Below are 13,526 nucleotides of genomic sequence, written 5' to 3'. Positions count from 1 at the left end.
TTAGTGCCAGTGGCCGCGTCGCGCCGCCGTACGCCCGCGCTCTCACGGTGGGCGGACGATTCAGGTCGCGGGTTCCCGCTGGGCTAGCGTTTCCCTGACCTTCGAGTACGACGCAGGAGCAGCATGTCCAAGGAACCGACCGACTGGGTGACACGGGCCGCCGACGAGGCGATCCGGCACGCCGGGGAGGGCAACCTCGTCACGGTCGCCTCGGGCGCGAGCCCGTCGGGTCCGATCCACCTCGGCAACCTGCGGGAGTTCCTCACCCCGCACTTCGTCGCCGAGGAGCTGCGCCGCCGCGGCGTACCCGTCCGGCACCTGCACAGCTGGGACGACTACGACCGCTTCCGCAAGGTGCCTGCCGGCGTCGACCCGTCCTGGGCCGACCACATCGGGCGACCGCTCACCGCCGTTCCGGATCCCGAGGGCTGCCACGACTCGTGGGCCGCCCACTTCAAGGCTCCCCTCCAGGCCGCGCTCGCCGAGCTCGGCGTCGAGATGGAGGAGATCAGCCAGACCGAGCAGTACCGCGCGGGCGCCTACCGGGACCAGATCCTGCTCGCCGTCTCGCGCCGCCACGACATCGAGAGCGTGCTCGCCCGCTATCGCACCCTGAACCGCACTCAGGGGCAGGTCGAGGCGGAGTCCGAGCAGGAGGCCGAGGCGCTCGCGGACTCGGTGACGAACGACGACGAGACCACCGGCGCCGGCGACCTGGCGCGGTTCCCCTTCAAGCCGTACTGCCGCGACTGCGGCCGCGACACCACCACCATCACGGCGTACGACGACGAGACGACCGAGCTCTCCTACGTGTGCGACGCGACGGGCTACGAGGGGGTCACCCGGCTCGACACCGACAACGAGGGCAAGCTGGTCTGGAAGGTCGACTGGCCGATGCGCTGGGCGTACGAGGGCGTCAACTTCGAGCCCGGCGGCCTCGACCACTCCACCCCCGGCTCGTCCTACACCGTCGGCAAGGAGCTGGTGAAGGAGATCTTCGACGGCCGGGCACCGTCGTACGTCTCCTACGCGTTCGTCGGCTTCGCCGGCCGGCAGAAGATGTCGTCCTCGGCCGGCGGCGTGCCGATCCCCGCCGATGCGCTGAAGGTGCTCGAGGCGCCGATGGTGCGCTGGCTCTACGTACGCCGGCAGCCGAAGCAGGCGTTCAACATCGACTTCGGCCCGGACGTCGTACGCCTCTACGACGAGTGGGACGCGCTCGGCCGCAAGGCCGCCGACCCGGACCGGCACGACCTGCAGACGCTCGCGTTCGAGCGTGCCGCCGCCACCTCGACGGCCGGACGGCTGCCGACGCCGAAGGTCGTCGTGCCGTTCCGGCTGCTGTCGTCGGTGGCCGACGTGACCGCCGGGTCGGCCGAGCTGATCTCGCGGGTCGTGACCGAGTCGGGCTACGCCCACGACGGCGTCGCCGACCTCGAGCCGCGGCTGACGAAGGCGTCGACGTGGATGACCGAGTACGTCCCCGAGGAGGACCGCACCACGGTCCGCACCACGCCGTCGCCCCGGCTCGCCGAGCTCACCGACCAGGAGTCCGGCTGGCTCGACACGCTGCTCGCGAACCTCCCCGAGAGCTTCGAGCTCGAGCCGGTCACCTCGCTGATCTACGGCGTACCCAAGCTCAACCGCGGGCTCGCCCTCGACGACGCCCCGACGGACGAGGTCAAGGCCGACCAGAAGGCGTTCTTCCGGCTCCTCTACAACCTGCTCGTCGACGCCGACCGCGGCCCGCGGCTGCCCACGCTCTTCCTCGCGCTGGGCCCGGACACGATCCGCGGCCTGCTGGGTCGCTGAGCGGTGGGCCCGGTCGCCGCGTGACCCGCCGGGCGCGGTCAGCCGAGCAGCGTGTCGTACGCCGTCGGGCTGCTCTCGCGCAGGAACGTGCTGCAGCGCTCCCACTCGTCGGTCTCGCCGATCGCCTGCGCCGAGGACGCGAGGACCGCGAGGCAGGTGAGGAAGCCGCGGTTGGGCTCGTGCTCCCACGGGACCGGGCCGTGGCCCTTCCAGCCGTTGCGGCGCAGCAGGTCGAGGCTGCGGTGGTAGCCCACCCGCGAGTAGGCGTAGACCGTGACGTCGTCGGCGCCCGCGCCGCGGGCGTACTCCGCGAGCGCGGCCCAGGCGGCCGGTGACGCGGGGTGACGGCGTACGACGTCGACGGCGGCGGCGCCGTCGGCGAGCTCGGCCGTGGCCGGGTCCTCGGGGAGCAGGGTTGGCGGGGGGCCGGCGAGGAGGTCCTGATGGGTCATGCCCCCATTGTCGTGTAAAGGCTGCGTGAAGAGTTCGTCGCACCCGGTGTCCCGGGCTGCAGACCCGGTTGACTGATCGTCATGTTCGACCTGTCCGGCGTACGCGTCCTGGTGACCGGCGGCTCGCGGGGCATCGGCCTCGGGATCGCGACGGTCTTCGCGAGGGCCGGGGCCGCCGTCGCCATCGGCGGCCGCTCCGAGGCCGACCTCGACGCAGCGGCCGCCCGGCTCAAGGAGCACGGGCACGTCGTGACCGCGCCGGGCGACGTCTCCGACAAGGCCTCCGCGACGGCGATGGTCGACACCGCGGCCGGCGCCCTCGGCGGGCTCGACGTGCTCTGCGCCAACGCCGGCATCTTCCCCGAGGCGCGGCTCGCGACGATGACCGAGGACGAGCTCGAGGAGGTGCTCGCGGTGAACGTGAAGGGCACGGTGTACGCCGTCCAGGCGGCCATTCCTGCGCTCACCGACTCCGGCCGCGGCCGGGTCGTGCTCACCTCGTCGATCACCGGTCCGGTGACGGGCTACCCCGGCTGGTCGCACTACGGGGCGTCCAAGGCGGCCCAGCTCGGCTTCCTGCGCAGCGCCGCGATCGAGCTCGCGCCGGCGCGCATCACCGTCAACGCGGTCCTGCCGGGCAACGTGCTCACCGAGGGCCTCGCCGACCTGGGCGAGGAGTATCTCGCCGGCGTGGCGCGCTCCATCCCGCTCGGGGCGCTGGGCACCCCGGAGGACATCGGCCACGCCGTCGCGTTCCTCGCCTCGAAGGAGGCCGGCTACATCACCGGCCACGCGCTCGTCGTCGACGGCGGCCAGATCCTGCCGGAGTCGCTCGACGCGCTCTCCTGAGTCGGCCGTCGAGTGGTGATGCGAAGTAGTGAGGAATGCCATGTGCCGCTGTCGGTGGTCGGTGCTTGACTGAGGCGGTGACGCAGACGACCGCCCCGCAGACCGACGTGCCCGCCGATGTCCGGCCCTGGCCGGCGCTCATCGCCATGTGCATCGGCTTCTTCATGATCCTGGTCGACATGACGATCGTGACGGTCGCGACGCCGGACATCATGTCCTCGCTCGACGCCAGCGAGAACGACGTGCTCTGGGTGACCAGCGCCTATCTGCTGGCCTACGCCGCACCGGTCCTCATCACCGGGCGCCTCGGCGACCGCGTCGGCCCCAAGTGGGTCTTCCTCGTCGGGATGGCGGTCTTCACGCTCGCCTCGCTGTGGTGCGGCCTCTCGGGCAGCATCGCGATGCTGGTCACCGCGCGGGCGGTGCAGGGCATCGGGGCCGCGCTGATCACGCCGCAGACGATGGCCGTCATCACCCGCATCTTCCCCTCCGACCGGCGCGGCCAGGCGATGGCGCTGTGGGGCGCGACGGCCGGCATCGCGACGCTGGTCGGCCCGGTCCTCGGCGGCGCGCTGGTCGGCATCGGCTGGGAGTGGATCTTCTTCATCAACGTGCCGGTCGGCGTGGTCGCATTCGCCGCCAACTGGCGGCTGATCCCCACGCTCCCGACGCATGAGCACACCTTCGACTGGGTGGGCGTCTTCCTGAGCGCGGTCGGGATGTTCGGCCTGGTCTTCGGCCTGCAGAACGGCGAGCAGCGTGACTGGGACGGCCTCGCGTGGCTGTTGATCGTGGGCGGCGTCGCGGTGCTCGCGATCTTCGTCTGGTGGGAGGCGCGCAACACCAAGGAGCCGCTGGTGCCGCTCCACATCTTCAGCGACCGCAACTTCTCCGTCGCCAACGTCGCGATCACCTGCATGGGCTTCGCGGCGGTCGCGATCGGCTTCCCGCTGATGCTCTACGCCCAGCTCGTGCGGGACTACTCCGCCTTCCGCGCCTCGCTGCTGATGGTGCCCATGGCCCTCGTCTCACTGACGATGGCGCCGGTCGTCGGGCGGTTCACCGACAAGGTCCACCCGCGCGCGCTGACCGCGCTCGGCTTCGCGCTCTGCTCGATCGCCGTCTTCTGGGTCTCCGCGCCGGTCTCGGTGGGCTCGCACTGGTGGGAGTTCATCCCGCCGATGGCGCTGCTGGGCTTCGGCATGTCGATGGTCTGGGCGCCGCTGGCCGCCACCGCGACCCGCAACCTGCCGATGCACCTCGCCGGGGCCGGCGCCGGCGTCTACAACGCGACCCGGCTGGTCGGGTCGGTCATCGGCTCGGCCGGCATCGCCGTGCTGATGGACAACCGGCTGGTCGCCCACGGCATCCCGACCGGCGGCACCACCTCCACGACCGGCGAGCTGCCCGCCCAGGTCATGAGCCGGTTCAGCGACGCGATGTCACAGGCGATGTGGCTGCCTGCGCTCGTGCTGGCGATCGGGTTCCTCGGCTGCCTGTTCTTCACCACGCCCCGCCACCTGGGTGGCCGCTGAGCGGCGCTCAGCCGATGGTCTGGCCGGCCGAGCCGAGGTGCTGGGCGCCCTCGACGACCCGCGCGGCCATGCCGGCCTCGGCGGCCTTTCCCCAGGTGCGCGGGTCGTACGCCTTCTTGCTGCCGACCTCGCCGTCCACCTTCAGCACGCCGTCGTAGTTGGTGAACATGTGCGCGGCGACCTGCCGGGTGTAGGCGTACTGGGTGTCGGTGTCGATGTTCATCTTCACGACGCCGTACGACACCGCCGCGGCGATCTCCTCCGCGCTCGAGCCGGAGCCACCGTGGAAGACCAGGTTGAACGGCTTGCTGCCGGCCGGCAGGCCGAGCTTCTCGGAGACCGCGTCCTGGGCGTCCTTCAGGATCTCGGGACGGAGCTTGACGTTGCCCGGCTTGTAGACGCCGTGGACGTTGCCGAACGTCAGCGCGGTGAGGTAGATGCCGTCGTCGCCGGTGCCGAGCGCCTCGACGGTGGCGATCGCGTCCCCGGGTGTGGAGTAGAGCTTCTCGTCGATCGCGCCGACGATGCCGTCCTCCTCGCCGCCCACGACCCCGACCTCGATCTCGAGGACGCACTTCGCCGCCGCCGCCTTGGCGAGCAGCTCCTCGGCGATCTGGAGGTTCTCGTCCAGCGGTACGGCGGAGCCGTCCCACATGTGCGACTGGAACAGCGGCGCCTCGCCGCGGTTGACCCGCTCGGTGGAGAGCTCGAGCAGCGGCCGGACGAACCCGTCGAGCTTGTCCTTGGGGCAGTGGTCGGTGTGGAGCGCGATGTTGACGTCGTACGACTTGGCGACCTCGGCGGCGTACGCCGCGAAGGCGACCGAGCCGGTGACCATGTTCTTGACCGTCGGGCCGGAGAGGTACTCCGCACCACCGGTGGAGATCTGGATGATCCCGTCCGAGCCGGCCTCCGCGAACCCGGCCAGCGCGGCGTTCAGCGTCTGGGAGGAGGAGACGTTGATCGCCGGGTAGGCGAACCCCTTCTCCTTCGCGGTCGCGAGCATCTCGGCGTACTTCTCGGGGGTGGCGATGGGCATGCGAGTGACTCCTCGTTGCATCCGGACGGTGGGTGAACTTGGTTCGGCTGGTCCCGCCACAGTAGTGCGCACCGGGCGAGCAGGAACTTGGATCGATCAACCGTCAGTGACGGCCGCCACTGGCGCCCGCTGGCCGACCCGGCGGTCACCGATAGAGCCGCAGGTCGGCCACGCTCCACCAGCTGCCCGAGGAGCCGGTCTGGGTGACCCGGACGTAGCGGGCGACCGTCGGTGCCAGGTCGACGTTCGCGAGCTGGCCGGTGCCGGTGCCGCTCGCGACGTCCCGCCAGGTGGCGCCGTCGTCGCTCACCGAGACCGTCCAGCCGCGCGGGTAGTCGCCGAGGTTGTCCCCGTTGTCGATCGCGACCCTGCGGAACTCCGTACGCCGGCCGAGGTCGACGCTGACGTACTGCCCCGGGGCCTGCCCGGTCCCGCTCGACCACCGGGTGGAGCCGTCCGCGTCGATCGCGAGCCCGGCGTCCGACGCGGCCGAGGACGCCGTCGCGGTGGCCCCGGCCAGCGACACGGGCCGCAGCAGCAGCGCTGGGTCACGTACGGCGGATCGTGGCCAGGTGAACGTCGCCAGGGCGCCGCCCGGCAGGGTGTACTCGAAGACGTCGGAGCCGACCGCGACGGCGAACGAGCGCGGGTCGTCGTTCTCGTTGTGGACGACGAGGGCCGTCGTACCGTCCGGGTTGCGGAACGCCACGTCCATGATCTGGCCGTTCCACCCGGTGGTGCCGTACGACGTCGACCCGAGCCTCACCGCGCCCTTGTCGACGAACTTCGAGAGGTGGCCGATCGTGTAGTACTCGGCGTTCTCGCTCACGGTGCCGTCCGGGTGCACGTCGAGCATGCCGGTGCAGGTGTCGCAGCCGCCGAGGTGCGGGCCGCCGTCGTCGTTCAGCGCGACGTTCCAGTCGTCGACGGTGCGCGCCCAGTTGCGGGTCACGCCGATGGTGATGGTGCGGGCGTGCCAGGTGAGGGTGCCGCGGAAGTACTCCTCCGGGGTGTCGGTCGCGCCGTGCGAGCCGGAGCACTCGGTGAAGTAGATGCCCTTGGTCGGGAAGGCGTCGTGCAGCGTGGTCTGGGCGCTCGGGTCGCCGTAGTAGCAGTGGTACGCCGTGCCCGTGATCCAGCGCGCCGCCGGCGTCCGCAGCAGCCGGTAGGGGTAGTCGGTCTCCGGGTCGTCCCCGGGCGGCGTGTTGGCGATGTCGTTGGGGTGCTCCTGCCAGTTGTGGTCTAAGCCGAGGATCTTCGTACGCGGGCTGACCCGGCGCAGCAGCGGGCCGAGCCGCTCGATCACCGCCGCCTCCTGCGCGACCGGCATGTCCGTGCCCGGGTAGCCGCTCGGCGTACGGTTCTGCGGCTCGTTCTGGACCGTCAGGTAGTCGATCGGCACGCCCGCGGCGGCGTACGCCTGCACGAAGCGGGCCAGGTAGCGCGCATAGGCGTCGTAGACCCGCGGGTCGTCGATCAGCCGTCCGCCGACCAGCGAGTCACCGGTCTTCATCCACGCCGGCGGGCTCCACGGCGTCGCGACGACCTCGAGCGTCGGGTTGAGCCGCTTCGCCTCGCGGAGCAGCGGGAGGATCCGGGCGCGGTCGTGGGCGATGCTGAAGTGCCGCAGCGCGAAGTCGGCGTGCCCGGCAGGCACGTCGTCGTAGGTGTAGTGCTCGGCGGCGGCCGTGAAGTCGGAGGAGCCGATCGGCTGGCGCAGGAAGCTGACGCCGATGCCGTCGGCGCGGCTGAAGAGCGAGCGCATCGCCTGCGCCCGCGCGGCCGGGCTCAGCTCGCCGAGCACCGCCGCCGAGGAGTCGGTGATCGCGCCGCCGAAGCCGACCATCGACTGGTAGGTCTGCGTCGGCTCGATCGTGATGGTGGTCAGGTCCGAGGAGCCCCGGGCGAAGCTCACCGGCTGCTGCGGCGCGAGCCGCTGGGCGCCGTCGGGGGTCGTCACCCACACCGAGACGTACGCCGGCGGGATCGTGCGGTCGGGGGCGGCTGCCGCCGCCGGGCCGGTGGGGACTGCGAACGCGGCCGACCCGGCCAGCGCTGTGGCGACGCCGAGCACGCGGGTCGTCGTACGGGACATCGCCGGGCTCCTCTCCTCGTCGAGCGGGAACCCTTGGAATCTAGACCCGGGAGGTGACCGGCGTCACACCCCTGTCGGTGGCCGGGTCTAGCGTCGTCGTCATGCCGAAGGTCATCTACTACACCGCGTGCACCCTCGACGGCTTCATCGCCGACGAGCACAACTCGCTCGACTGGCTCTTCGAGGTGCCGCACGGTGACGACGAGACCGCGTGGGACTCGCTGATGGCGCAGACCGGCGCGATGGTGATGGGTGCGACGACGTACGCCTGGGTGCTCGACCAGGAGCCGGGCCTGCTGACGGATCCGGCGCAGTGGAAGGAGTGGTACGGCGAGCGTCCGGCCTGGGTCTTCACCCACCGCACCGACCTGCCGCGCGTCCCCGGGGTCGAGCTGCGCTTCGTCCAGGGCGACGTCAGGGCGGTGTACGACGAGGTCGGGGCCACCATCGAAGGGGGGATCTGGCTCGTCGGGGGCGGCGACCTCGTCGGCCAGTTCGACGACGCCGGGCTGCTCGACGAGATCGTCCTCGGGATGTGCCCGGTCACCCTCGGCGCCGGCGCCCCGCTGCTCCCCCGCCGGATCACGAGCAAGCGCCTGCACGTGACCGACGTCGCGCAGAGCGGTCAGCAGGTGCGCATCACGCTCGCCGTGGACCGGCGGACCTAGTCGATGCTCAGCCGCGCCAGACCTCCTCGTGGGAGAGGTCGGCGTACGCCCTGATCCAGGAGTGCATCGCGATCGCGGCAGCCGACGAGGCGTTGATCGACCGGGTCGAGCCGAACTGCGCGATCGAGAAGGTGCCGTCGCAGGCCGCACGGGCCTGCTCGGAGAGGCCGGGGCCCTCCTGGCCGAACAGGAAGCAGACCCGGCGGGGGAGCTCCATCGTCTCCAGGTGGAGCGACCCGGGCAGGTTGTCGATGCCGAGCAGCCGCACCGGACCGCCCTCGAGCCGGTGGAGGTACGCCGCCAGCGACGGCACGTCCGGATGGTGCCGCACGTGCTGGTAGCGGTCGGTGACCATCGCCCCGCGCCGGTTCCACCGGCGGTTGCCGACGATGTGGACCTCGGCGGCGAGGAACGCGTTGGCGGTGCGGACGATCGTGCCGATGTTGAAGTCGTGCCGCCAGTTCTCGATGGCGACGTGGAAGTCGTGGCGACGGGTGTCGAGATCCTCGACGATCGCCTCGACGGTCCAGTAGCGGTAGCGGTCGACGACGTTGCGCCGGTCGCCGTTCGCCAGCAGGTCCGGGTCCCATTGCGGGCCCTCCGGCCACGGTCCCTCCCACGGCCCGACGCCGACCTCGTCGGGGCCGTGCGGCATCGGGTCGTACGGCGACCGTTCGGCGTACTCGTCCATGGAAGGTGAAGGTTAAGCGGTCTTCATGCAGCCGTCAGGAACCGGCAGGTACCTTTGGGGGGTGGACGCGCTCCTGGGGGTCCAGCCGTTGATGCTGGGGATGGACTGGATGAACCCCGACACCCTGCTGGACTGGTTCGGGCCCGCACTCTTCTGGGTCAGTCTGGCCGTGGTCTTCGTGGAGTGTGGCCTGTTCTTCCCGTTCCTCCCCGGCGACACGCTCCTCTTCGCGCTGGGCGTCTTCATCGGCCTGGACCGGGTCGACATCGTCCCCGGTCCCCACCAGGTCGACCTGATCGTCGCGCTGGTGCTCTTCGTCGTGGCCGGCTTCGGAGGCAACGTCGCCGGCTACGAGATAGGCCGCAAGATCGGCCCGCGGATCTACGAGCGGGACGGCCGGATCATCAAACGGGAGTACCTCGACAAGACCTCGGAGTTCTTCGAGAAGCACGGCCCGCAGGCGCTCGTGCTCGGCCGGTTCGTGCCGTTCGTGCGGACCTACATCACGCTGGTCGCCGGCGTCACCCGGATGGAGCGGCGCCGGTTCTTCGTGTGGAGCGCCGTCGGTGCGGTGCTCTGGGTCCTCGCCGTCACGCTGCTCGGCTACTTCCTCGGCACCGCCGTCCCGTGGCTGGGCGACAACATCGACTACGTCACCATCGGCCTGCTGGCGCTCACCGTGATCCCGATCGGCCTGGAATGGCGCAAGAAGCGCAAGGACGAGCGGGCGCGGAAGGCGGCGGACTCGGCACCGCAGCCGGTCCACGCCGTCATCGACACCGAGGTCGCGAAGGTCCCGGAGGACTAGCTCGGACTAGCTCCGCACCGCGTCGAGGTCGGCCTTGGTGAGGACCGACCGGATCTCGAGGCCGGCGTCGGCGAGCGGGTTCTCCTCGCCCGGGCTGCGGTCGATGGCGCAGACGACCACGTCGACGGTGGCGCCGTACTCCCGCAGGGCCACGGCAGCGTTGCGTACGGCGCCGCCGGTGGTGATGACGTCCTCGATGAGCGTGACCCGTCGGCCGGCGACGTCGGGCCCCTCGGCGAGCTTCTTGGTGCCGTACTCCTTGGCCTTCTTGCGGACGAAGAGCGCCGGCAGGCCGGTCTTCGCCGAGATCATCGTGACGATCGGGATCCCGCCCATCTCGAGCCCGCCGAGCAGCTCGGTGCCCTCCGGCAGGAGGCCGACCATCCGGGTCGCGATCCGGTCGAGCAGGGTCGGCTCGGCCTCGAAGAGGTACTTGTCGAAGTACTCGGTGGCGACCTGCCCGGAGCGGAGCACGAACTCCCCTGTCAGGCGGCTGATGGCGTCGATGTCGGCGGCGAGGGCGGGATCGGGGCTTGGGGAGGCCATGGCGTCTGCGGTCACGTGGATACCTTAGGGCGGTGACTGCTTCGCGTCTGACCGCCACCCGCCTCCAGGGCATCCCGCCGACGATCTTCACCGAGATGTCGGCACTCGCCGTACGCACCGGCGCGGTGAACCTCGGCCAGGGGTTCCCCGACGTCGACGGGCCCGAGGCGGTGATCAAGCGGGCCGTCGAGGCGCTCGAGACGGGCGCCAACCAGTACACCCCCGGGCCGGGCGTGCCGGCACTGCGCGAGGCCGTCGCCAGGCACCAGCACCGCAACTACGGGATCGAGCTCGACCCGATGACCCAGGTCGTCGCCACGACCGGCGCGACCGAGGGGATCGCGGCGGCGATCCTCGGCCTGGTGAACCCGGGCGACGAGGTGATCGTGCTCGAGCCGTACTACGACAGCTACGTCGCGATGATCCAGATGGCCGGCGGCGTACGGCGGGCCGTGACGCTGCGACCCGAGGGCGGCTCGTTCAGGCTGCACGCCGACGACCTGCGCGCGGCGGTCACGCCTCGGACGCGGATGATCCTGGTCAACACCCCGCACAACCCGACCGGCACGGTCCTGAGCCGTGACGAGCTCGGCGCCGTTGCGGAGGTCGCGACCGCGCACGACCTGGTGGTCGTGACCGACGAGGTCTACGAGCACCTGACGTTCGGCATCCCGCACGTGCCCGTCGCGACGCTGCCCGGCATGTTCGAGCGGACGCTCACCCTGTCGAGCATCGGGAAGTCGTACTCCTTCACCGGCTGGAAGGTCGGCTGGGCGACCGGCCCGCAGGAGCTGGTCGGTGCGGTGCTCGCCGCCAAGCAGTGGCTGACGTTCGTCTCCGGCGCCCCGCTGCAGCCGGCGGCGGCGTACGCCCTCGACGAGCTGGGCTCGTGGCCGAGTGAGCTTGCCGCCGACCTGAGGGGGCGCCGTGACCTGCTCTGCGCCGGGCTGGGCGAGCTCGGCCTGCGGGTCAGCGTGCCCGACGCGACATACTTCGCCGTGACCGACATCAGCGACCTCGGCTGGCCCGACGGCGACACGTTCTGCCGGGCGCTGCCCGAGCGGGCGGGCGTGGTCGCGATCCCGCTGCAGGGGTTCTACGACTCCGACGCCGGCCGGCAGCTGGTGCGGTGGACCTTCTGCAAGCGGCCGGAGGTCATCGAGGAGGCCGTCGTCCGGCTCGGGAAGGCCGACCTCTCCGCCTGACCCACGGCCCACTCAGTCGGCCGGGTCAGCCCCAGGGGTTGTGGGTCGGCGGCGGAGGAGGCTGCTGGCCGTACGGCGGCTGGCCGTAGGGCAGCACGGTCGGCGTACGCCGGAACCACGCGTTGGCGCCTCCCACGAAGAGCAGCACGATCGCGGCGATCGCGGCGACCAGGGTGAGGAGGCTGACCACCGAGGCGATGCCGATCAGGCTGATGACGATGCTGATCGCCGCGAGGACGACGAGCACGACCCGGCCGACGTTGGAGCGGCGGAGCACCAGCACCGCCATCGCGATCGCCGCCAGCGACAGGACGATGAGGATCGCCGCCATCACCGCCATGGCGTTGACCAGGCTGTCGGGGTCGAAGTCGGAGAACTCGCTGTCGCCGACCACCTCGTCCCTCGTCCACTCGCGGAAGCCGATGGTGGCGACGGCCAGGAACAGCGCGAACAGCGTGACCAGCGCCGAGGAGACGATCGTGATCACGGCCGCTGCCGTCACCGTGCCGGGGCGCTTGTCGGGCCGCTGCGGGTGGCCGGAGCCGTACGACGGCCGGTAGGGCGGCTGCTGGCCGTACTGCCCGTAGGGCCGGCCCGGCTGCTGCGGCTGGCCGAGCTGCTGCGGCTGGCCGGGCTGCTGCGGCTGGCCGGGCTGCTGCGGCTGCCCCGCGAACGGCGCGTCGCCGTACGGGTTGGGCTTCTCGTACGAGCCGTAGGGATCCGACATGGGCGGGAGACTACCCATCCCTGGGCGCACGCGGACGCGCGCTGCTGAACCAGAGCCGCGCCTCGGGACGCAGGAGCAGCGCGAGCGCGACCACGGCGCCCGCGAGCGCGACGACGAAGGGCGCGGCGATGACGGTCGCGAAGAGGAGTACGGCGACGGCGGCCGCCTCCAGGCAGACGAGAGTGACCCACGACCACCGCACCCGGCGCCAGGCCAGGAGCGCGGCGACGGCGCAGGCGATGCTGAACAGCACGCCCAGCGCGGCCATCGTGACGACCGAGGCGACGAGCAGGTCCTGTGTGACGCCGCTGCGCGCGACGAGGTCCGGGTCCTGCTCGCGGACGCTCTCGAACGCGCCGGCCGGGTCGATCAGCACCGTGGCGGCGGTCGCGACCAGCAGGAGTCCGCCGAGCCCGGACAGGATCCAGGTCAGCACCGCCGCCCAGGTCACCGCCGGCGGGCGGCGGGTGGGCGCGGCCGGGTGGATCGGCTGCGTCAGCTGCGGGACCTGCTGCGGCCAGCCGGGCGACGGCGGTGGCTGAGGGACCGTCTGGTGCGGCCGGTCGGTTGCCTGCCCACCGCTGCTCGGAGGCGGCGGTGGCTGCGCAACCGACTGCCCGGAGGGATCGGTTGCCTGCTCACCGCTGCCGGGGGCCGGCGGCTCCGGCTCGCGCCCGTCGAACCAGTCCCGCGAGCGCGGGACCCACAGCAGCACGACGGCCACCGCGACGATCGTCGAGAAGAACCCGCCGCTCGCCATCCCGGACAGCAGCAGGGGTACGGCGAGGACCGTCAGCGCGATGCGCGAGGCCTTGTGACGCTGGAGCGCGTGCCAACCGAGCACGATGGCCGCCGCGGCGCACGCGCCGGTGACCAGGGCGAGCACGTGCATGACGTCGAGCACCGTGGGAACCGAGATTCCCACGGCGTCGAACGGCGGCTCGCTCAGCGTCTTCTGGATCGACTCGCGGGTGTCGAGGCTGTGGAGACGGGACAGCTGCTCGTACACCGTCACCAGCGCCGCCAGCGAGCCGCCCACGATCAGCCAGCCCGCCAGTGTCACCTGGCTGGGCCGTGGGAGCTTCCGTTCGGACATGGC

General features: G+C 71.5%; 13 protein-coding genes. 6 read left to right on the top strand and 7 right to left on the bottom strand.

What is annotated here, in order from left to right:
* Positions 1-123 precede the first annotated feature (123 nt).
* The gene (gene lysS, locus ABLE53_RS07905; protein WP_348858238.1) at positions 124-1,812 is read left to right on the top strand and encodes a lysine--tRNA ligase; all 1,689 of its coding nucleotides are present in this window, start codon (positions 124-126) and stop codon (positions 1,810-1,812) included.
* A gap of 38 nt (positions 1,813-1,850) precedes the next feature.
* Here lysS and ABLE53_RS07900 read toward each other — a convergent pair whose 3' ends face one another.
* Positions 1,851-2,264, bottom strand: a complete 414-nt coding sequence (locus ABLE53_RS07900) for a DUF3151 domain-containing protein (protein WP_348858237.1) — start codon at positions 2,262-2,264, stop codon at positions 1,851-1,853.
* A gap of 81 nt (positions 2,265-2,345) precedes the next feature.
* Here ABLE53_RS07900 and fabG point away from each other — a divergent pair, with 81 nt between their 5' ends.
* On the top strand, positions 2,346-3,113 hold the full coding sequence (gene fabG, locus ABLE53_RS07895) for a 3-oxoacyl-ACP reductase FabG (protein ID WP_348858236.1): 768 nt from the start codon (positions 2,346-2,348) through the stop codon (positions 3,111-3,113).
* Positions 3,114-3,190: 77 nt separating this feature from the next.
* Positions 3,191-4,648, top strand: a complete 1,458-nt coding sequence (locus tag ABLE53_RS07890) for a DHA2 family efflux MFS transporter permease subunit (protein ID WP_348858234.1) — start codon at positions 3,191-3,193, stop codon at positions 4,646-4,648.
* 7 nt (positions 4,649-4,655) lie between these two features.
* Here ABLE53_RS07890 and fbaA read toward each other — a convergent pair whose 3' ends face one another.
* Together fbaA and ABLE53_RS07880 are read right to left on the bottom strand one after the other, a co-directional pair.
* Positions 4,656-5,687 (bottom strand): class II fructose-bisphosphate aldolase, encoded by a 1,032-nt coding sequence (fbaA, locus tag ABLE53_RS07885; protein WP_348858233.1) that lies wholly within the window; start codon positions 5,685-5,687, stop codon positions 4,656-4,658.
* A gap of 145 nt (positions 5,688-5,832) precedes the next feature.
* Complete coding sequence (locus ABLE53_RS07880; RefSeq protein WP_348858232.1) at positions 5,833-7,782, bottom strand: discoidin domain-containing protein; 1,950 nt, start codon at positions 7,780-7,782, stop codon at positions 5,833-5,835.
* A 101-nt stretch (positions 7,783-7,883) separates the two neighbouring features.
* On the opposite strand from ABLE53_RS07880, the gene ABLE53_RS07875 reads away from it, so the two are divergent.
* Positions 7,884-8,450, top strand: a complete 567-nt coding sequence (locus ABLE53_RS07875; RefSeq protein WP_348858231.1) for a dihydrofolate reductase family protein — start codon at positions 7,884-7,886, stop codon at positions 8,448-8,450.
* A gap of 7 nt (positions 8,451-8,457) precedes the next feature.
* On the opposite strand, the gene ABLE53_RS07870 is transcribed toward ABLE53_RS07875, so the two are convergent.
* Positions 8,458-9,141: a TrmH family RNA methyltransferase gene (locus tag ABLE53_RS07870; RefSeq protein WP_348858229.1), complete on the bottom strand. Its 684-nt coding sequence runs from the start codon at positions 9,139-9,141 to the stop codon at positions 8,458-8,460.
* A 61-nt stretch (positions 9,142-9,202) separates the two neighbouring features.
* Here ABLE53_RS07870 and ABLE53_RS07865 point away from each other — a divergent pair, with 61 nt between their 5' ends.
* Positions 9,203-9,949 carry a DedA family protein gene (locus tag ABLE53_RS07865; protein ID WP_348858228.1) on the top strand — a complete coding sequence of 249 codons (747 nt, stop codon included), beginning with the start codon at positions 9,203-9,205 and terminating at the stop codon, positions 9,947-9,949.
* Positions 9,950-9,955: 6 nt separating this feature from the next.
* On the opposite strand, the gene pyrE is transcribed toward ABLE53_RS07865, so the two are convergent.
* On the bottom strand, positions 9,956-10,510 hold the full coding sequence (pyrE, locus tag ABLE53_RS07860) for an orotate phosphoribosyltransferase (RefSeq protein ID WP_348858226.1): 555 nt from the start codon (positions 10,508-10,510) through the stop codon (positions 9,956-9,958).
* A 32-nt stretch (positions 10,511-10,542) separates the two neighbouring features.
* On the opposite strand from pyrE, the gene ABLE53_RS07855 reads away from it, so the two are divergent.
* The gene (locus tag ABLE53_RS07855; RefSeq protein ID WP_348858854.1) at positions 10,543-11,700 is read left to right on the top strand and encodes a pyridoxal phosphate-dependent aminotransferase; all 1,158 of its coding nucleotides are present in this window, start codon (positions 10,543-10,545) and stop codon (positions 11,698-11,700) included.
* A 25-nt stretch (positions 11,701-11,725) separates the two neighbouring features.
* Here the strand turns inward: ABLE53_RS07855 and ABLE53_RS07850 are convergent, their stop codons facing one another.
* Both ABLE53_RS07850 and ABLE53_RS07845 read right to left on the bottom strand, forming a co-directional pair.
* Positions 11,726-12,427 carry a hypothetical protein gene (locus tag ABLE53_RS07850; protein ID WP_348858225.1) on the bottom strand — a complete coding sequence of 234 codons (702 nt, stop codon included), beginning with the start codon at positions 12,425-12,427 and terminating at the stop codon, positions 11,726-11,728.
* 10 nt (positions 12,428-12,437) lie between these two features.
* Complete coding sequence (locus ABLE53_RS07845) at positions 12,438-13,523, bottom strand: hypothetical protein (RefSeq protein WP_348858224.1); 1,086 nt, start codon at positions 13,521-13,523, stop codon at positions 12,438-12,440.
* Positions 13,524-13,526 lie beyond the last annotated feature (3 nt).

This window comes from Nocardioides asiaticus (assembly GCF_040049175.1).
Classification (GTDB): domain Bacteria; phylum Actinomycetota; class Actinomycetes; order Propionibacteriales; family Nocardioidaceae; genus Nocardioides; species Nocardioides cheoyonin.
This window is presented reverse-complemented; position numbering and strand designations above follow the sequence as displayed.